This window comes from Pseudomonas marginalis (assembly GCF_024169655.1).
Taxonomy (GTDB): domain Bacteria; phylum Pseudomonadota; class Gammaproteobacteria; order Pseudomonadales; family Pseudomonadaceae; genus Aquipseudomonas; species Aquipseudomonas paraveronii.
In genome coordinates, this window is record NZ_JALJWV010000001.1 from 2,902,031 (window position 1) to 2,920,546 (window position 18,516).

The following is an 18,516-nucleotide window of genomic DNA, read 5'->3' on the forward strand; positions in this document are numbered from 1 at the left end:
GTGCGCCTCCCGCGCCTTCGCACGGGATCAATTGAGCTTAAGCGTCGGCCTGAAGACTTGATGTACATCAAGCCCCGCGCATTTGAGGCACCCAGAATCGACGAAGGATAATCCACTGGTCGAACCTTGGCGGAGGGGCGTATGAGCGATTTTTTGAGTGCAGAGGAGCTGGACGGGGTGGACGCGTATTGGCGGGCGTCCAATTACCTGGCAGTCGGGCAGATCTACCTCAAGAGCAACCCGTTGTTACAGACCCCCCTGACCCTGGCGCACATCAAACCGCGCCTGTTGGGGCATTGGGGCACCACGCCGGGGCTGAATCTGCTGTATACGCACCTCAATCGGCTGATCAACCAGTACGACTTGAACATGCTCTTCGTCGCCGGTCCCGGACACGGCGGCCCGGCGGTGGTCGCGCAGACTTACCTGGAAGGCACCTACACCGAGTGTTATCCCTCGGTGGAGCGCAATGCCAATGGGCTGTTGCGGCTGTTTCGGCAGTTTTCCTGGCCCTACGGGATTTCCAGCCACGTCTCGGCCCAGATCCCGGGGTCGATCCATGAAGGCGGCGAACTGGGTTACTGCCTGGCCCACGCCTATGGCGCGGTCTTCGATAACCCGGACCTGATCGTCGCCTGCGTGATCGGCGACGGCGAAGCCGAAACCGGCCCGCTGGCCGCCAGTTGGCACTCCAATAAATTCATCAACCCCGCGCGCGACGGAGCGGTGCTGCCGATCCTGCACCTCAACGGCTACAAGATCGCCAACCCCACGGTACTCTCCAGGATCAGCGAAGATGAGCTGTCAGCCCTGTTGTATGGCTATGGCTACGATCCGTACTTTGTCGAAGGCGATGACCCGGCGCAGGTGCATCAGGAGCTTGCCCGTACCCTTCACACCATGCTGCTGAAAATCCGCGAGATTCAGCAGGCGGCGCGCCAGCCCCGGCGCGCCGAGGCGCCGGAACGCCAGTTGTGGCCGGTGCTGGTATTGCGCACGCCCAAAGGCTGGACCGGGCCCAAGTTTGTCGATGGCTGTCGGGTCGAAGGCACCTGGCGCGCCCATCAAGTGCCGTTGGCCAACTTTCAGGTGCCGGGGCATGTGCTGCAGTTGGAGGAGTGGCTGAACAGCTACCGCCCCGACGAACTGTTCGATGCCGACGGCGCCTTGCTCCCGCAAATTGCCGCGCTGGCGCCCACCGGGCACCGCCGCATGAGCGCCAACCCCCACGCCAATGGCGGGCTGTTATTACGCATGCTCGACTTGCCACGCTTTGCCGACTACGCGGTAGCACTGCAGGCCCCCGGTTCCCTGCGCGCCGAGGCGACTCGGGTACTGGGGAGTTTTTTGCGCGACGTGATGAAAAACGCGCAGGGCGCCAGCAACTTCCGCCTGTTCGGCCCGGATGAAACCGCCTCCAATCGCCTGGACGCCGTGTACGAGGTCACCGCCAAGGCGTGGATGGACCCATTGGAGGCCGACGACCTGAACCTGGCCGCAGATGGCCGGGTCATGGAGATTCTCAGCGAGCACGTCTGTGAGGGCTGGCTCGAAGGCTACCTGCTCACCGGGCGTCATGGCCTGCTGTCGTGTTACGAAGCGTTCATCCATATCGTCGATTCGATGGTCAACCAGCATGCCAAGTGGCTGAAAACTGCGGCCGACGTGCCCTGGCGCAAGCCGCTGGCGTCGCTCAACCTGCTGCTGACGTCCCATGTCTGGCGCCAGGACCACAACGGGTTCTCTCATCAAGACCCCGGCTTCATCGACCTGGTGGCGAACAAAAAGTCCGACGTGGCGCGCATCTACCTGCCGCCGGATGCCAACTGCCTGCTGTCGGTGGCGGATCACTGCCTGCGCAGCCGCAACTACATCAATGTCATCGTGGTGGGCAAGCAGCCGGAGTGGCAGTGGCTGGATATCGACGCGGCGGTGCAGCATTGCCTGGCGGGCATCGGTCGCTGGGACTGGGCCTGCCGCGATGATCAGGACCCGGACGTGGTCATGGCCTGCGCTGGCGACGTCCCGACCCTGGAAACCCTGGCCGCCGTGACATTGCTGCGCGAATACGTGCCGGATCTGCGGGTCAGGGTGATCAACGTGGTGGACCTGATGGTGCTGCAGTCGTCATCGCAGCATCCCCATGGGCTGGCGGATGCGGCTTTCGATGGGTTGTTCACCACCGACAAACCGGTGATCTTTGCCTTCCACGGCTACCCGGCGCTGGTGCATCGGCTGCTGTACAAGCGCACCAATCATGACAACTTTCATGTGCGTGGCTTCATCGAGGAGGGCGCCACCACCACCCCGTTCGATATGGCGGTGATCAACAACCTGGATCGCTACCGCTTGGCATTGGACGTCATCGAGCGCGTACCTCGGCTGTGCGAACAGCGCCACATTGCACAGGCGCGGTACTGGTCGACGATGGAGAAACACAAGCTGTACCTGATCGAACAGGGTGAAGACCTGCCCGAGGTACTGAACTGGCAATGGACACCGGCCACCTAGGGGCTGATGGACGGCGTTACTTGTTCTTCCAGTATTTCTGCATTTCGATAAACAGAAACGACGCCGTCCAGCTGATCAGCACCAGACCGGTCAGCGCTTGCACGCCGGTCAGGAACTTGAGGTTGCCCATGGGGGAGATGTCACCGAAACCGATGGTGGTGTAGGTCGTGAACGAAAAGTACACACAGTCCATGAACGAACCATCGAAGTTGCCTGACAGGCTGCCCCATTCGCCATCGCGGATCATCAGGTAGTAGGTCAAGGCGAAGCACCAGACTTCGATCGCGTGAGCCAGCAGGGCGCCGAATACGCCAATCATCATCCTTAAACGGCTCTTGACCTTGAGGCGCGGTAGCAACTCGTTCAGGCGCAACAGGAATTCGTAATGAATGATCACGGCGATGATGACCACCAGCGTGTTAATCAGCGTGACGGCCAGCATGGCGATCCTCAGTGGGTGGTTTCAGGGCGACGCTCAACCTGCGGCGACCGGTACGGGTTTCATTGGCAACAGCGCGGGGAAGTCCTCTGGCGTCAGGCTTTCCTTTTCCATCAATAGACGCGCGCCGGCCTCGAGGTCGGCGCGATGCGCCTGGAGTAGGGTTTTGGCGCGTGCGTAGGCCTCGTCGAGCAGGGCGCGTATACATAGGTCGACTTCTCTGGCCGTCTGTTCCGAATAATCTTTTTGCCCCGTGCTCTGCATCTGCTCACCCAGGTAGGTCATGCTTTGTCGCTCCAGCACCGACTGCCCCAGCTCGGCGCTCATGCCGAAGCGGGTAATCAACTGCCGGGCGATATCGGTTGCGCGGGCCAGGTCATCGGCGGCGCCGGTGGAGGTCTGGCCATACATCAGAAACTCGGCGGCGCGGCCGGCCATCAGCACGACGATGCGGTCCTTGAGCATCTGGCAACTGATCAGGAAGTGGTCTTCCGTTGGGCGCTGCAAAGTGTAACCCAAGGAGCCAATGGCACGCGGCACGATGGACACCTTGTGTACCGGGTCCATGGCCGGTAGGTGACTCGCCGCCAGCGCGTGGCCCATCTCGTGGTACGCCACCACCTGGCGTTCTTCGGGGCGCAGCACGCTGCTCTTGCGTTCGATGCCCGCGATCAGGCGTTCCACGGCCGCGGTGAAATCGTCCAGGCCGACGGTGTCGGCGCCACGGCGAGTGGCGACGATCGCCGCTTCGTTGACCAGGTTCGCCAGGTCGGCGCCGGTGAAGCCGGTGGTGATGTCGGCAATGCGCTCGCTGTCGAGGGCCGGGGCCACGGTGATTTTTTGCAGGTGAACCTTAAGGATCGCCTGCCGTCCCTTGCGGTCAGGGCGATCGATCAACACCTGGCGGTCGATCCGCCCTGCGCGCAGCAGCGCCGGGTCGAGCACTTCCGGGCGATTGGTCGCGGCCAGCAGCACCACGCCCTCGCGGGGGTCGAAGCCGTCCAGTTCGGCCAGGAGCTGGTTGAGGGTCTGTTCCTTTTCGTCATTGCCCCCCATTACGCCGACGCCACGCATTTTGCCCAGGGCATCCAACTCATCGATAAAAATGATGCACGGCGCGGCCGCGCGCGCCTGTTCGAACAGGTCGTGGACCCGTGCGGCGCCAACGCCGACGAACATCTCGACGAATTCCGAGCCCGAGATCGAGAAAAACGGCACCCCGGCTTCGCCGGCGATGGCTTTGGCCACCAGGGTCTTGCCGGTGCCCGGCGGGCCCACCAGCAGCGTGCCTTTGGGAATATGCGCGCCCAAGCGCGAGTACTTGGCCTTGTCCTTGAGGAACGAGACGATCTCCACCAGTTCGGCCTTGGCTTCATCGATGCCCGCGACATCCGCAAAGGTGATCCCCGTGTCCCGTTGAACAAACACCTTGGCCCGGGACTTGCCGATGTTCATCAGCCCGCCCAAGCCCTGTTTTTCCGCGACGCCGCGAAACACAAAGTGCCAGACCACCATGATCAGGATAAAGGGCAGCAGCCAACCCAGCAGGCCGCTCAAAAAGGTATTGTCATTGACCCCGGTGAAGCGGGTGCCCGACTGGGCCAGGTTCGTGGCCAACGCCGGATCGATCCGCACCGTTGTGAACAGGTTGTGGCCGTCGATCGGCACTTGCAGCTTGCCGCTGATCTGGTCTTTCTCGACTTGCAAGTCGCTGACCTTCTGCTCGTTCAACAGTTGCAGAAACTGACTGTACGGGATGCTTTGCACCGTGCGGTGTTCCGCCCACAGAAACTGTACGACGGTGAACACGACAAACGCGGTCAGAAAGTAAGACAGGTTCCACTGATGGTTTTTTTTCATAACATTGACTCAAAAAGAAAGCCCGCAACGCATATGCCGCCGTTGAATGCCCCGGTTGGCTGCCTGGGACATTCATCATTTCAGGCGAGCAACAGGTGATCCTCCACCCGCATGACACCCGGCACCGACCAGGCCGCCCGTTCCACGATTTTGCGCTCACTCCATAGGTGAACCTTGCCGTCGAGCCTGACAACGTCACCGTCGACCCTGACGTGAATATCCTTGGCGTCCACTTCAGCATTGCGTTTGAGCGCATCTTCGATGTGCTTGCGGATATCGACGATGTCTACCCGGGGGCTCAGGGTCAGCCGATTATCCACCCCGAGTACGCCGGACAACTTGCGCACGGCCTTCTCTACGGCTTCCTTCTGGTACTGCCAGTCGACTTCACCTTCAAGGGTGATCCAGCCGTTCTGAACGATGACTTTAACGGCATTCGCCGGTACGTCGGCGCTCCAGTTGATGATGCTCAGGGCACGGGAGGCGATGGTGTCGTCTGCGGTTCCGGCGCCTTTGTGCAGCCGCACCTGGATCTCCTCGGCCACTGCACGCACGCCTTTGATGCCTTTTACCGCGCGCTCGGCGCAGACCTTCTGTTCGTAACTACTGACATGTCCGGTGAGCGTGACAACGCCGTTTTCCACGGCGACACCGATGCTGGCTGCATCGATCTGCGGTTGGAATTCAAGCTCTTCCATGATGGCTTTGCGCAAACTCAAGTCGCTCATGTTGGTGTCCTCAGTCGAATGCGTGGCTTAGGGAGGGCCTTACATGGCCGCTCACTGGTTTCTACGCCCGCACCGCGAAAAATTATTGAGCTATATCAACAAGGCCTGAGTGATTCGCTCATTGAGTGAAAGCCGGCCATTAGTTGACAAAGATCAGAGTGCCTGCCTCACGACGCCAGATACTTGACCGACGGTTTTCAGTCACAACGCAGGGTGCCACGCTGCTCGCAAGGAAGTCGGGTGCAGTCAGGCGGTTACACGCGCTCAGGCCGAGGTATCTAATGCTGCCACTCAAACGTGTTTTATTGATTGCACCCTCCGAGATGACGCGCACCCCGGCCTTTGACCGGGCCCAGGCACTGGCCAAGGCTACCGGTGCGTTGTTGCACATTGTTGCGTTTGACTACGTCACGTCGCTGGTGATGGCGGGGTTGCTTGACCATGACGCGATGGCCCAGGCCAGGGAGGGCTACCTGCAGGTCCATCGCCACTGGCTGGAGCAGCAAGTGCGCTTTCAACGGCGCGCGGGGCTGCAGGTCAGTTGTGAAGTGGTGTGGGCCAAACCCAGCCTGGCGCAGGTGCTGGCGTATGTGAACGACTTTCACGCCGACCTGGTGATCAAGGACGTCGAGCATGTGTCGGCGCTTGACCGGACCTTCCATCAACCCTTGGATTGGCTGTTGTTGCGCGATTGTCCGGCCTGCCTGCACCTGGTCACCGACGCCAGGCATCCCAAACCGTTGAAAGTCCTCGCGGCCATCGACTTGTCGCACCTTGAAGAACTGACATACGGGCTGAACGAGCGCGTCCTCGAACTGGCGTCGACATTGGCACTGGCTTGCGATGCGCAACTGCACCTGCTCAATGTCAGCAACTGGTCGGTGGTGGGCGATACCCACGTAAGTGTGCCGACCCAGAGCCTGGAGAGTAGTTTGGGCGAGGCGGTCAACGACGCGCAGGCGGAGGCCTTCGACGCACTCGCCGAACGCTATGGCGTCGAGCAGAAACACCAGCATGTGCTGACCGGGATTCCGCACAAAGTGATCAGCTTGTTCGCGCGGCGCAACGCCTTCGATGTGGTGGTGCTTGGCACGGTCTATCGCGACAGGCTTGACCGGCTGATTGGCAGCACCGCCGAGAGCGTGCTGAACCGCACCTCCTGCAGTTTGATGATCGTCAAGCCATCACCCTGGGTTGACTGAAACCACCGATTCCATGAGATATCAAGGACACAACCATGCGTATGACATTTCTGGGCGCGGCCGGCACGGTCACCGGCAGTAAGTACTTGTTGGAGCATCGAGACGTGCACGTACTGATCGATTGCGGCCTGTTCCAGGGCTATAAGCAGTTGCGCCTGCACAACTGGGACGCGTTCCACCTGCCGGTTCAAGACCTGCACGCCATCGTGTTGACCCACGCCCACCTGGACCACAGCGGTTACCTGCCGGTACTGGTGCGCAACGGCTATCGCGGGCCGGTGTATGCCACGCCGGCCACCTGCGAGCTGGCGAAAATCCTGCTGCGCGACAGTGGCCGCTTGCAGGAAGAAGAGGCCGAGTTCGCCAACCGGCATGGCTTTTCCAAGCACGACCCGGCGCTGCCGCTCTATACCGAACAGGACGCCGAGCGAGCGTTGAAGTTGCTGCGGCCGATCGAGCTGCACCACCGGGTCGCGATCGCGCCGGGCTTGACCATCCTGCTGCGTGACGCCGGGCATATTCTCGGCGCAGCGACTGTCGAAGTGGTTGCCGATGGCGTCACGCTGGTGTGTTCCGGCGACCTGGGGCGGCCGAACGATCCCTTGATGTTCGCCCCGGAAACCATCGAGCAGACCGATTACCTGCTGGTGGAATCGACCTACGGCGATCGTCGACACCCCGTTGAGCCTCCCGAACAGCAACTGGCGGACGTGATCAACCGCACCGCGCTGCGGCGCGGCATCACCCTGGTGCCGTCGTTTGCGGTGGGGCGCGCGCAACTGCTGATGTATCACCTGTATCGACTCAAGCAACAGCACGCGATCCCGGACCTGCCGATTTACCTCAACAGCCCGATGGCCACCGAGGTCACTCGCCTGTACCAGCGCTTTCGTTCTGAGCATCGGTTGTCGCTGGAGGACTGCCAGGGTATGTGTGATGGCACGCACTTTGTGTGCTCCGTGCAACAGTCGATTGACCTGGACCAGCAGCGCACCCCCGCGATCATCATTGCCGCCAGCGGCATGGCCACCGGCGGGCGGGTGCTGCACCACCTCAAGGCGCTGGCGCCCAACCCGCTCAACACCCTGTTGGTGCCGGGCTTTCAGGCCGGCGGTACACGTGGCGCGCAGATTGTCGCGGGGGCGCCGTCGGTGCGTATCCACGGCCAGGACGTGCCGATCAACGCCGAGGTGGTGCCCATGCAAACCCTGTCCGCGCATGCCGATGCCGATGAAATCATGCAATGGCTGCGTGGCTTCAAGCGGGCGCCGAAACACACCTACGTCGTACACGGCGAGCCGAACGCCTCGGACGTGCTGCGCCGGCGCATCAGCCAGGAACTGGGCTGGTCGGTGTCGGTGCCGGAGTATCGGGACAGTGTCGAACTGCCGGCGATCGAACAGCCTCTGCCTGTCTAGTGCAAAAAGCGCGGGGCTTGAATGGCGGCTCCCGCCCCAGGGATGGGTACTTTCCGACCTGCTGAAGATCATCGCAACCCGATACGCTTTGGCTGACTGAGACTTTTGAAAAACTCTGGAGCTTTTTTATGAATACCGATGAAAAGCTAAGGCAGCGAGTGATCGAAGAACTGAATTGGGACCTGGCACTCAAGGCCGGGCAGATTTTAGTTCAAGTGGCCGATGGCATCGTCACGCTCTCCGGCAACGTTGCCAGTCATGCCGAGCGGTGGCACGCGGAACAGGCTGTCGCACATGTCGCCGGTGTCGTGGATCTGCTCAACCAGATCGATGTTGTGCTGCCGTCCAGTCATGTGCGGACCGACAGCGATCTCGTCGCGGCAGCCGTTGCAGCATTGCAATGGAACACCTCGCTGGCAGACCACCGCGTCAAAGTCAGCGTGGCCGATGGCTGGCTGGTGCTCAGCGGAGAAGTGGACTCTGAGCATCAGCGCCAGACGGCCGGATATGCGGTGCGCTATCTGCAGGGGATCAAGGGGATCAGTAACGATATCGTGGTCAAGACGCACGCTTCTGCGCAAACGATCAAGACCGATATCGAATCAGCGTTTCGACGCAAGGCCATCATCGACGCCCACGCTATCGACGTGCGTGTGGAGGGCGGGGAAGTCACGCTCTCGGGCGTTGTCGGATCGCTCCCGGAGCGGGATATGGCGCGGTTGACGGCATCGGGCACGGCGGGTGTGCAGAAGGTTGTCGACAATCTGATGGTGTCGCCCAGCGGCCTTGAATCGCCGGGTTCGACATAACCGTCCGCGATTACCCGCCGATGAGCCCGTTGCGTTTGTCATTGGCAGCCGCCGAGAGTGTTTTTTCGCCGGCTGCCAGGGCGATGCGGGCGAGTTCGGGAATCGATTTGGCTTCGGTCCTGCTCATGATCTGCGCTCGGTGCTTTTCCACTGTCCGTTGACTGATCCCTAGGTTGGCAGCAATGTTTTTGCTCGGATGACCGTCCAGGACCATCGCCAGAATCTGCCGCTGACGGGCGGTGAGATGGCTGATATGGTCGATCGCAGCCTTGCGAAGGACCTGGGTACTTTCGGTGGCGACTTGACTGGCCAATGCTTTTTTCACGCTGGTTAACAGCTGCTGATAACGAAATGGCTTTTCAATGAAGTCGCATACCCCTGCCTTCATCGCATCGACGACATCGGCAACGCGGCTGTTGCTACTGATCATCAGAATGGGCAACTCGTCGCCCTGTGCTTTAAGACGGGCCACCACCTCAAGCCCGCTGATGCCCGAGGGGCGCGCATCAATGATCAGGCAGCCCGGTTGATCAGCGGTATAGCTGTCGAGAAACTGCTCGGCACCGCCGTAGTCGCGCACCCGGTAACCTTCTGACTCGAATACCGTGCGCACGTCGTTGCGCAGCGTGGCGTCGTCGTCCACCACGTAAATGACGGGTTGGCGCGCAGAGGGCATGGCGTGAACAGCGTGTACTGCGGCGTGTGTACTCAATGCACTGGCGAGGGTGATGCGCAACAGGTTCAGGCTCACAGGTTTGCGAAGGAGCATGCAGTCGGCGGTCAGGGCTGAATGGGAAACCTGCTTTTTCGTCTCGGCGGTCAATATGACAGCGGGTGTGGTTCGCCTGAATTGATCGCGTATCTTTTGCACGAGTTGGACGCCGTCCAGGGACCGGTCGAGCACATGCTCGGTCAGGATCAGGTCCGGTTGAATGCCCGAACGCGCGATCCATTCCAACGCGGCGACGCTATCGCGGACCGCTGCTGTTCGATAGCCCAGCGAACCCAATTCGCAACTGAGCATATCGCCTAGCAGCGCGTCCGGTTCGACGATCAACAGCAGGCAAGTGCGAGCCATGCTCAGTGCTCGCGCGTTCTGTTGTCTGCGCGCGCAGGGCTGAGCGACTGATGGGGATAACGGCACGCTGATGGAGATGAGCGTACCTCGCTCGTGCGAGGTTTTGACCTGTAACTGTAAACCCAGCATCGCGCTGAGTTCCGCTATCGGGCGAGGGTTGGGCTTGCCAGATGAACTCGGCAGTGAACCCTCGTAGACCGGCATCGACACGATATGCAACGCGGCGTCGCGGCTTTTGCAGCCCGAAAACCACAGCTCGATGCTCAGCCACTCCGGGTGGCGCCTGCAGCCCAGCGTCAGGCGTAGCGTACTGGCACTGTCCATGATGTTGGCTATCAGGCCGCTCAACAGTTGCCTGAGGCAATCGGGAAGGCTCCTGACCCACGACGAACACGGCACGATCCGCAGGTTGCGGCGCTGCGCGGCGGCCAACGGCAAAAAGTCTTGAGCCAATGCCTTGAAGAGGGCCTGTATGGGGAAATCCACAGCTGCATGGCGATCAAAATCTGTCGCGGGGGAGGGTTGGTCGAGCCCGAATCGACTCAACAGTTTCTCCACCGTGGCATCCAATTGTTCAAGCACCCTGCGCGCCGGTGTCGCGGGGTCGAATTCACAGGCCTCAAGCTGGCCGACAATGAGTGAAACCAATTGCGCTGTCTGGCGAAGTTTCTGATCGATGCCGGACAACCGTTCAGCGGAGATAGGACAGTAGGTCGATGCCGGGCCTGATGTCTGACGTGGCAACACTTCTTCCGACATGGATTGCTTGGCTTGCATGATTCCCCCTCCTGACAAGACACAAAGTCGTATTGCCTGATGCGCAATCCTATGCAGTTTGTAAGGCGTCTTAATTGATCTATGTAAGTATTTACCGAGCCCCGACAGCTCTAAATCCCTCGGTTGATTGCGAGCGCGCAGGCCTTTCACGCCAAGCGTCTTCTTCAGGCTGCCTTTCGGTTCACATCACCGCTCTTTGCACCATCGAAGTGCGCTCATGGCACCGTTAGCGTGCCCGCTCTTCAGGCCCTAGCCTGGGCTCAAGGGTTGAGACGTAAGTAGTTTCCGACGCTAGCCACTCGTATGCATTCAGGCCAACGTAATGCCGGTTCATGGAGACGGCGACTGAACGTGGCCGGTTAGACGTTGGATAACTCAATCTCATTGGAAGGCAACCGTTATGGCTTATACGACTATCAATCCATACAACGGCGAGTTGCTCGCTCAATTCGATACCCTGACGGCTGCGCAACTGGAGCACAAACTGGCGGCCGCAGCGCAGTGCTACGCATCGTGGAAAAATACAACGTATGCCCAGCGCGCCTCGATCATCGCGAAGGCCGGTGAATTGATGCATCAGCGCTTCGATGCCCTGGCCCGCAAGATCACGCTGGAAATGGGCAAGCGAATCAACGAGGCCCGAGGCGAAGTCAAATTCAGCGCCGACATCATGGCGTACTACGCTAAAAACGCTGAACGCTTCCTGGCCCCGCAAACGCTTGACCCGACCCAAGGTGAGGCGCATATGGAGAGCAGTCCCATCGGCGTGATCTTCGGTGTCGAACCGTGGAACTTTCCTTTCTATCAGTTGGCTCGCGTGGCCGGCCCGCATTTGATGGCAGGCAACGTGCTGGTGATCAAGCATGCCGGTTGCGTGCCTCAATGCGCGATGGCCTTTGAGCAAGTCCTGCTCGAAGCCGGCGCGCCTGCCGGGCTCTATACCAACCTGTCGATCTCCCATGAACAGTCCAGACAGGTGGTCGATGACCCGCGTGTGCGTGGGGTTGCACTGACCGGCAGTGTCGCCGCCGGCCGCAGCCTGGCGGCCTGGGCCGGACAGAACCTGAAACCGTCCTCCATGGAACTGGGCGGCAGCGACGCGTTCATTGTGCTGGAAGACGCTGACCTGGAGTTGGCCGTCAAATGGGCGATCTGGGGGCGGATGTATAACTGCGGGCAGACCTGTTGCGCGGCAAAACGCTTCATTGTCGTGGATAAGGTCGCCGATGCGTTCCTCAAGGGCTTTCAGGCCGGGCTCGCAGCGCTGAAACCCGGCGATCCCATCGAAGAAGCGACGACCCTGGGCCCGCTGTCTTCGGAAGCGGCATTAGTGCAGTTGCTCGGGCAGGTTCGCACGGCGACCGATCACGGTGCCAGGATTCTGCTGGGGGGCACACGTATCGATCGCCCCGGCGCCTTTATGACGCCGACCATTCTCACCGATATCGCCCCTGAAAACCCCGCGTTCCGGGATGAGTTCTTCGGCCCGGTGGCGCTGTTTTTCCGGGTCAAGGACGAAGACGCTGCAATCGCCTTGGCAAACGACTCCGACTTTGGCCTGGGCGGCTCGGTGTTCACACGCGACCTGGACAGGGGGCGTCGTGTGGCCAGTCGCGTTGAGACCGGGATGATGTTTATCAACAACATTAGCTGGAGCGATGCCGAGTTGCCCTTTGGCGGCATCAAGGACTCAGGCTATGGACGCGAGCTGGGCGACATGGGGATCCAGCAGTTCGTCAATAAAAAACTCGTGCGTTACGTGTCGGCTCAAGCGCCCGTCTGAAGCCTTGTCTTTTTTACATTCCGGGTGCCCGGCGATACGCGGGCGCCTTCAATGGAGCGCGCAATGTACGTCAATGTGGCTGTGCTGAAAGAAACCCACCCGCACGAACGCCGTGTGGCCCTCGTGCCTGGCCTCTGCGCGAAGTTAAGTGCTTTAGGGGCAAAACTTCATATGCAGTCGGGGGCGGGTGAAGCGAGTTTTTTGCCGGACGCGGCGTATTCGGACGTGTTGTTCGTGTCCAGCGGCGGACAGTGGCTGCATGAGGCCGATGTGCTTCTCGCAGTGCAGGCGCCTTCGCTTGAGGTCGTAGGCAAGATGAAGCCCGGATCGGTACTCCTGTGTTTTGTGTATGCGCAGAAGAATCCGGCCTTGGTGCAACGTTTATTGGAGCGCCAAGTCACGTGTTTTGCCATGGAGCGCCTGCCGCGCATCACGCGAGCCCAGTCGATGGATGCGCTGTCCAGTCAATCGGCGTTGTCTGGGTACTATGCGGTCCAACTGGGCTCGGTGCAGATGTCTCGCATCCTGCCAAAAGTCACCACGGCGGCGGGTATCGTGGGGCCGGCGCGGGTGTTGGTCCTGGGATTGGGCGTGGCGGGGCTGGAGGCCATCGCGACCGCGCATCGCTTGGGCGCCGTGGTAGAGGGCTACGATGTGCGCCCGGAAACCGCGGAGCAGGCCAGATCCCTGGGCGCCAACTTTGTCGATGTGGGGGTCGATGCGCGAGGCAAAGGCGGTTATGCGCGGGAGTTGAGCGACACAGAAAAAACGCAAGTCGCTCAAGTACTGACTGAGCATATCCAGCAAGCGGACCTGGTCATTACCACCGCCGCAGTGCCGGGGCGGCCCTCGCCGCGCCTGGTCAGTGCCGCACAGCTTGCCGGGATGAAGCCTGGCGCGGTGATCGTCGATCTTGGCGCCGAAGGCGGCGGCAATTGCGAAGGCTGCGTGCCCGGACAGACCGTCACGATCGGTCAGGTAACCCTGATGGCGCCGTTGAATCTGCCCTCATCCTTGAGCCAGGACGCCAGCCTGCTGTACGCGAAAAATCAATTCAACCTGTTGGCGCTGATGTTGAAGAACAACGTCATCAGCATCGACTGGGACGATCAGATTCTGGCGCAAACGGTACTCACCCACGCTGGCAAACTCATGCATTCGCTGAACCCAACGGATGCCGCAACCCAGGAGAAGACCTCATGAACAGTGTTGGCTTCGTCGGGCTTTATATTTTCATGCTCGCCGCGTTTGCCGGCTGGGTGATCATCGGGCGGGTCCCGGCCATTCTGCACACGCCGTTAATGTCGGGCTCGAATTTCATCCATGGCATCGTGGTGATCGGCGGGCTTATCGGTCTGCTCGATGCCGCAAGCGTGCCCGAACAAGCGGCCGGTTTTGTCGCGGTGTTGCTGGGGGCGGGGAATGCCGCAGGCGGCTATGCCGTCACTGGCCGGATGCTGGCGATGTTCCAGACCAGCGCGCCGGAGCCCAAGCGGCGTAAAGCTCATCACTCTGCCACCCGGAAACCTGAAAAGGCTTGAGGTTTGATCATGTTGATTATGACGTCGCAGTGGCTGATCGGGCTGGTGTATTTCTTCGCGGCTTTTCTACTGATTTTCGGGTTGTGGCGCATGTCTTCGCCCGTCACGGCGGCTGGTGGCATTCATGTCGCCGGTTGGGGCATGGCGGCCGCCGTCATCGTGAGTTTTCTCTATGCATTCTCCGTGAGTGAGGCGGCCCGTCCACATTTGCCTGTCAACGTCAGCCTCGCGCTCGGCGCGCTGCTGTTGGGCGGTGGTGCAGCGTGGTGGAGCGGGCGCAAGGCGGCAATGACCGCTATGCCGCAGATGGTCGCGATATACAACGGCATGGGCGGGGGCGCCGCCGCCGCGATCGCCGCCATGGAGTTGTTCGGGAATCGAGTGTTCGACCTTTGCGCATTGGCCGGCACGTTGTTTGGCGCGTTGATCGGCGCCATCTCGTTATCGGGTTCCTTGATTGCCTGGGCCAAGTTGGATGGCCGCATCAACAAGCCATTGCGCATGAAAGGCCTGCAACTGATCAACGCGCTGCTGATGCTGGTGACGCTCGGTGTAGGCGCTTGGCTGATGGTCGTCATGCAGGCCGCACACGGTTCGTTAAACGACGTCCTGTGGTTGATCGGTGTGTTCTTCGGCTGTGCGTTGTTGTTCGGGGTGTTGATGACGTTGCCCATCGGCGGTGCCGACATGCCGGTGGTTATCTCCATCTACAACGCCTTCACCGGACTGGCGGTCGGCCTTGAAGGCTTTGTGTTGCAGGTTCCGGCCATGATGATCGCCGGCATGCTGGTTGGCGCCGCTGGCGTACTGCTCACATTGCTGATGGCCAAAGCCATGAACCGCACGGTCGCGCATGTGCTGTTTGCACGTTTTGGCGATCAGCCGGTTCGTAAAGGCGCAGCGATCGTGGGTGAGCTCAAGCCGACGGCGGCGAGTGATGCAGGCGTCGCCATGCGTTACGCCAATAAAGTCATCATCGTGCCCGGCTATGGCCTGGCCGTCGCGCAGGGGCAACAAAAGCTCTACGAGTTCGTGAAGTTGTTGCAAGCCCACGGCGTGCTTGTGCGATTCGCGGTACACCCGGTAGCGGGGCGTATGCCGGGACAAATGGACGTGTTACTGGCCGAGGCCGGCGTGCCTTACGACCTGATATTCCAGTTGGATGACATCAATAGCGATTTCGCCGACACCGATGTGGTGCTAGTGATCGGCGCCAACGACGTGGTCAACCCCGCCGCGCGCAACGACAAAGCATCGCCCATCTATGGCATGCCGATCCTTGATGTGGACAAGGCTCATCACGTGTATGTGGTCAAGCGCGGGGAGGGCAAGGGTTATGCCGGTATTCAGAATCAGCTGTTTTACGCAGAAAACTGCAACATGGTGTACGGCGATGCGCAGGCCGTCCTGGTCAAGATGATCGAGGCGGTCAGAGGTTTGGGATAGCGCGTTTTCGGGCTTGGCCAGGCATCTTGTAGGGAATGCCCTACATGCGTCTCAAATCAATCGGGCAGTATCCGCATTGGCTGATGGCTCTTTGATATTCTTCAGGCTAGAGTGGTTAAAAGATTCTGACGAATCTTAGTTTCTGCGGCCTCGACCGAGGCTGCGGGACACTTCATAAATGTGGAGTGCGCCATGAAAGTGCTAATCGCCGATGACTCATCCATGTCCCGCAAGCTGGTCTTGCGATCCCTGCCAGAATCACTGACCGAAGATATTCGCCAGGCCTGTAATGGTGCCGAGGTGATGGAGGCGTATCACGCCGGTTTGGTGGAGCTGCTGTTTCTCGACCTGACCATGCCGGTCATGGACGGCTTCCAGACGCTAGAAGCCCTCAAGCGTGAAGACGCCAACGTGGTGGTCGTAGTGATCAGCGCAGACATCCAGCCGCTGGCCAGGCAGCGAGTATTCGAGCTGGGCGCTGCTGCATTCGTCGCCAAGCCCGTTACGGCTGAAGCTGTACTCGATGCATTGCACCTCATAGGAGTGCTGTGATGGAAACCTTGGCCGCGCTCACCGAAGACCAACGTGATGCCCTGCAGGAACTGATGAATATTGCCATGGGGCAGGCCGCCGAGCGACTGGCCCTGCTGACCAACACCATGGTTACGCTTTCGGTTCCGTTCATTCACCCGCTGATCCGCGAACAGAACAAACTGTCGATTCCGGAGCATCTTCGCCGACGCTTCATGATTGTCACCCGCCAGTCTTTTCTGGGTGAGTTACGCGGCGAGGTGTTCGTGTGCTTTGGCTCAATGGGGGCCGATAAGCTGGCCGAGCTGCTGGGCTATAACGACGACGGCCCTGCGCAGCAGGAAGAGCTCATGTTAGATGTCACCAACATCCTGTCCGGCGCCTGCATCAGTGGCCTGGCCAGGCAGGTGGCGATACAAGTGAGCTATGACGCGCCGTCGATTCTGGTCCACAGAGAAGAGCCCACGAACGCACTGGATGAATTGAACCTGAACGAACACCTTGCGATGGTGTTAGAAATCCGCTTCGAGGTTCAGGCTCATCAATTCTCGTGCGACCTGCTGATCTGCATCACCGAACGCACAGCCGGTGTTGTCATTCGGGCGATCGATCGTTTGCTTTACGAGCTTTGAAAAGGGCGTCTTCATGACAGACAACAAGGCAATTTCCCGGGAAACCCTTGAGTCGATGCTCAAGGCGATCAATATGGGCGTGCTGCTCGTCGATCAGGACTGCAAGGTGCTGTTCTCTAACAACTTTATGTCCATCAATAGCGGCCGCAGTGCCCAGGAGCTGGTGGGTCGCACGCTGTTCGAAGCATTTCCGGAGCTGCCGGAGGTCTGGACCCGGCAGAAGATCAACAGTGTCTTCACGCTGCAAAACTTTGCTTTTACCTCCTGGCAGCAACGGCCGCACCTATTCAATTTCGAAAGCACCCGGCCCATCAGCGGCATGGTCCGGCACATGTATCAGAACTGCACCTTCTTCCCCGTGCAGGACGCCGATGGCGGCAGTCTGGGTGTAGGCCTAGCGATCAGTGATACGACCGACACCGCGGCCCGCCAACTCGAACTGACGCACCTTAACGAGTTGCTAGAAGAGGAAAAGAGCGCCCAGGCACTGCTTATCGCACGGCTCGAAGACGCCCAGGCGCAGTTGCTGCAGTCCGAGAAGATGGCGGCGATAGGGCAACTGGCTGCGGGGGTGGCCCACGAGATCAATAACCCGATTGGCTTTGTTTGCTCCAACGTCAACAGCCTGCGCCGTTACCTCGTGGATATTTTCGCGCTGCTCGATGCCTATGAGCAGGCCAGTGACGAAACGCATGCCCATGCTCATCCTGAGATCGCGGCCATGCGGGACAAGGCGGATTACAATTTCATGCGTCAGGACATCGACGAATTGCTCACCGAATCGGTCGACGGGCTGGACCGCGTCACTCGTATAGTCAAGGACCTGCGCGAGTTCTCCCATGTCGACAGTTACGAATGGCAGTTGGCCGATCTGCACAAGGGGCTGGATAGCACCCTCAACGTTATCTGGAACGAGATCAAGTTCAAGGCTCAGGTCATCAAGAACTACGGCGATATCGAACCCATCGAGTGCATGGGATCACAGATCAATCAGGTTTTCCTGAATCTGCTCATCAATGCCAGCCATGCCGTCGGCGCCGACGGCGAAATCATCATCAGCAGTGGCAGGGAAGACGGCGGCGTTTTCGTCGAGATCACCGACAACGGTCATGGCATCCCGCTGGAAATCCAGAACCGGATATTCGAACCGTTCTTCACAACCAAACCGGTGGGCATGGGATCGGGTCTTGGCCTGTCGCTGTCGTACAGCATTATGGTCAAACACCATGGAAGGCTCACCGTCAGAAGTGAACCGGGCAGGGGTAGTTGCTTTCGCGCATGGTTGCCATTGCGCCAGCCCCTGGTACAGGCCCAATTGGCCTCTGCTGTTGAAGGTAGCTGATCATGGACACCACTTCCTTGAGCGAAAAACGCCACACCGTCATGCTGGTGGACGACGAAGAAAGTATCCTCAACAGCCTGCGCCGCTTGCTGCGCGGCAAGCCTTACGACTTGCTGCTGGCCACCAGTGGGGCGCAGGCGCTGAGGCTTTTCGAACTGCACCCTATAGACATGATTATCTGCGACGCGCGCATGCCGTTTATGGACGGTCCGACCCTACTGCGGGAGGTGCATAAGCGCGATCCGGCGTGCATGAATATCCTGCTGACCGGTTATGCCGACATGAGCATGATCACTCAGGCAATCAGCGACGGGTATATTTTCCGCTACATCAGCAAGCCCTGGAATGATGAAGAGCTTCAGCGCACCCTCGATGAGGCTCTGGACACGCAGAATGTGCTGCGTGACCGTGACAACCCG

The 18,516-nt window shown here is 60.0% G+C and carries 15 protein-coding genes and 1 pseudogene; 12 read left to right on the top strand and 4 right to left on the bottom strand.

Translation table 11 applies throughout. The annotated features are described in order from the left end of the window. Positions 1 to 141: 141 nt before the first annotated feature. Entirely contained in the window at positions 142 to 2,511 is a 2,370-nt protein-coding gene (locus J2Y83_RS13075) for a phosphoketolase family protein (protein ID WP_253395766.1), read from the top strand. Positions 2,512 to 2,527: 16 nt separating this feature from the next. Here the strand turns inward: J2Y83_RS13075 and J2Y83_RS13080 are convergent, their stop codons facing one another. From J2Y83_RS13080 to J2Y83_RS13090, 3 genes are all read right to left on the bottom strand, one after another. Beyond that, on the bottom strand, positions 2,528 to 2,953 hold the full coding sequence (locus tag J2Y83_RS13080; protein WP_253395768.1) for a potassium channel family protein: 426 nt from the start codon (positions 2,951 to 2,953) through the stop codon (positions 2,528 to 2,530). A gap of 33 nt (positions 2,954 to 2,986) precedes the next feature. Then, complete coding sequence (ftsH, locus tag J2Y83_RS13085; protein WP_253395771.1) at positions 2,987 to 4,810, bottom strand: ATP-dependent zinc metalloprotease FtsH; 1,824 nt, start codon at positions 4,808 to 4,810, stop codon at positions 2,987 to 2,989. Between the two features lie 80 nt (positions 4,811 to 4,890). Beyond that, the gene (locus tag J2Y83_RS13090; RefSeq protein ID WP_253395772.1) at positions 4,891 to 5,538 is read right to left on the bottom strand and encodes a BON domain-containing protein; all 648 of its coding nucleotides are present in this window, start codon (positions 5,536 to 5,538) and stop codon (positions 4,891 to 4,893) included. A gap of 281 nt (positions 5,539 to 5,819) precedes the next feature. On the opposite strand from J2Y83_RS13090, the gene J2Y83_RS13095 reads away from it, so the two are divergent. The 3 genes from J2Y83_RS13095 (at position 5,820) to J2Y83_RS13105 (ending at position 8,967) form a co-directional block, all read left to right on the top strand. Next, the gene (locus tag J2Y83_RS13095; protein ID WP_253395774.1) at positions 5,820 to 6,740 is read left to right on the top strand and encodes a universal stress protein; all 921 of its coding nucleotides are present in this window, start codon (positions 5,820 to 5,822) and stop codon (positions 6,738 to 6,740) included. 35 nt (positions 6,741 to 6,775) lie between these two features. Beyond that, positions 6,776 to 8,158 carry an MBL fold metallo-hydrolase RNA specificity domain-containing protein gene (locus tag J2Y83_RS13100; RefSeq protein WP_253395776.1) on the top strand — a complete coding sequence of 461 codons (1,383 nt, stop codon included), beginning with the start codon at positions 6,776 to 6,778 and terminating at the stop codon, positions 8,156 to 8,158. Between the two features lie 128 nt (positions 8,159 to 8,286). Further along, positions 8,287 to 8,967, top strand: a complete 681-nt coding sequence (locus J2Y83_RS13105) for a BON domain-containing protein (protein ID WP_253395779.1) — start codon at positions 8,287 to 8,289, stop codon at positions 8,965 to 8,967. A 10-nt stretch (positions 8,968 to 8,977) separates the two neighbouring features. On the opposite strand, the gene J2Y83_RS13110 is transcribed toward J2Y83_RS13105, so the two are convergent. Beyond that, on the bottom strand, positions 8,978 to 10,822 hold the full coding sequence (locus tag J2Y83_RS13110) for a response regulator (protein WP_253395781.1): 1,845 nt from the start codon (positions 10,820 to 10,822) through the stop codon (positions 8,978 to 8,980). Positions 10,823 to 11,222: 400 nt separating this feature from the next. Here J2Y83_RS13110 and J2Y83_RS13115 point away from each other — a divergent pair, with 400 nt between their 5' ends. From J2Y83_RS13115 to J2Y83_RS13150, 8 genes and pseudogenes are all read left to right on the top strand, one after another. After that, positions 11,223 to 12,605, top strand: a complete 1,383-nt coding sequence (locus J2Y83_RS13115; protein ID WP_253395783.1) for an NAD-dependent succinate-semialdehyde dehydrogenase — start codon at positions 11,223 to 11,225, stop codon at positions 12,603 to 12,605. A 63-nt stretch (positions 12,606 to 12,668) separates the two neighbouring features. Beyond that, entirely contained in the window at positions 12,669 to 13,808 is a 1,140-nt protein-coding gene (locus J2Y83_RS13120) for an NAD(P) transhydrogenase subunit alpha (protein WP_253395785.1), read from the top strand. Next, entirely contained in the window at positions 13,805 to 14,146 is a 342-nt protein-coding gene (locus J2Y83_RS13125) for an NAD(P) transhydrogenase subunit alpha (protein WP_247396064.1), read from the top strand. Before J2Y83_RS13120 ends, J2Y83_RS13125 begins: the two co-directional genes overlap by 4 nt. 9 nt (positions 14,147 to 14,155) lie before the next feature. Continuing rightward, a complete protein-coding gene (locus J2Y83_RS13130) occupies positions 14,156 to 15,592 on the top strand; it encodes an NAD(P)(+) transhydrogenase (Re/Si-specific) subunit beta (protein WP_253395787.1) in 1,437 nt (478 codons plus the stop codon). Between the two features lie 192 nt (positions 15,593 to 15,784). Then, positions 15,785 to 16,144, top strand: a complete 360-nt coding sequence (locus J2Y83_RS13135) for a response regulator (RefSeq protein ID WP_247396059.1) — start codon at positions 15,785 to 15,787, stop codon at positions 16,142 to 16,144. Further along, complete coding sequence (locus J2Y83_RS13140; RefSeq protein WP_253395789.1) at positions 16,144 to 16,755, top strand: chemotaxis protein CheC; 612 nt, start codon at positions 16,144 to 16,146, stop codon at positions 16,753 to 16,755. Before J2Y83_RS13135 ends, J2Y83_RS13140 begins: the two co-directional genes overlap by 1 nt. Positions 16,756 to 16,768: 13 nt before the next feature. Continuing rightward, positions 16,769 to 18,097 (top strand): ATP-binding protein, encoded by a 1,329-nt coding sequence (locus J2Y83_RS13145; protein ID WP_253395791.1) that lies wholly within the window; start codon positions 16,769 to 16,771, stop codon positions 18,095 to 18,097. 2 nt (positions 18,098 to 18,099) lie between these two features. Continuing rightward, a pseudogene (locus tag J2Y83_RS13150) lies at positions 18,100 to 18,507 on the top strand (response regulator); the annotation flags it as partial. Between the last annotated feature and the right edge of the window lie 9 nt (positions 18,508 to 18,516).

Coding starts and splice junctions, on each gene's coding strand:
- J2Y83_RS13075 (WP_253395766.1), top strand. CDS start 142: ATGAGCGATTTTTTGAGTGCAGAGGAGCTGGACGGGGTGGACGCGTAT.
- J2Y83_RS13080 (WP_253395768.1), bottom strand. CDS start 2,953: ATGCTGGCCGTCACGCTGATTAACACGCTGGTGGTCATCATCGCCGTG.
- ftsH (WP_253395771.1), bottom strand. CDS start 4,810: ATGAAAAAAAACCATCAGTGGAACCTGTCTTACTTTCTGACCGCGTTT.
- J2Y83_RS13090 (WP_253395772.1), bottom strand. CDS start 5,538: ATGAGCGACTTGAGTTTGCGCAAAGCCATCATGGAAGAGCTTGAATTC.
- J2Y83_RS13095 (WP_253395774.1), top strand. CDS start 5,820: ATGCTGCCACTCAAACGTGTTTTATTGATTGCACCCTCCGAGATGACG.
- J2Y83_RS13100 (WP_253395776.1), top strand. CDS start 6,776: ATGCGTATGACATTTCTGGGCGCGGCCGGCACGGTCACCGGCAGTAAG.
- J2Y83_RS13105 (WP_253395779.1), top strand. CDS start 8,287: ATGAATACCGATGAAAAGCTAAGGCAGCGAGTGATCGAAGAACTGAAT.
- J2Y83_RS13110 (WP_253395781.1), bottom strand. CDS start 10,822: ATGCAAGCCAAGCAATCCATGTCGGAAGAAGTGTTGCCACGTCAGACA.
- J2Y83_RS13115 (WP_253395783.1), top strand. CDS start 11,223: ATGGCTTATACGACTATCAATCCATACAACGGCGAGTTGCTCGCTCAA.
- J2Y83_RS13120 (WP_253395785.1), top strand. CDS start 12,669: ATGTACGTCAATGTGGCTGTGCTGAAAGAAACCCACCCGCACGAACGC.
- J2Y83_RS13125 (WP_247396064.1), top strand. CDS start 13,805: ATGAACAGTGTTGGCTTCGTCGGGCTTTATATTTTCATGCTCGCCGCG.
- J2Y83_RS13130 (WP_253395787.1), top strand. CDS start 14,156: ATGTTGATTATGACGTCGCAGTGGCTGATCGGGCTGGTGTATTTCTTC.
- J2Y83_RS13135 (WP_247396059.1), top strand. CDS start 15,785: ATGAAAGTGCTAATCGCCGATGACTCATCCATGTCCCGCAAGCTGGTC.
- J2Y83_RS13140 (WP_253395789.1), top strand. CDS start 16,144: ATGGAAACCTTGGCCGCGCTCACCGAAGACCAACGTGATGCCCTGCAG.
- J2Y83_RS13145 (WP_253395791.1), top strand. CDS start 16,769: ATGACAGACAACAAGGCAATTTCCCGGGAAACCCTTGAGTCGATGCTC.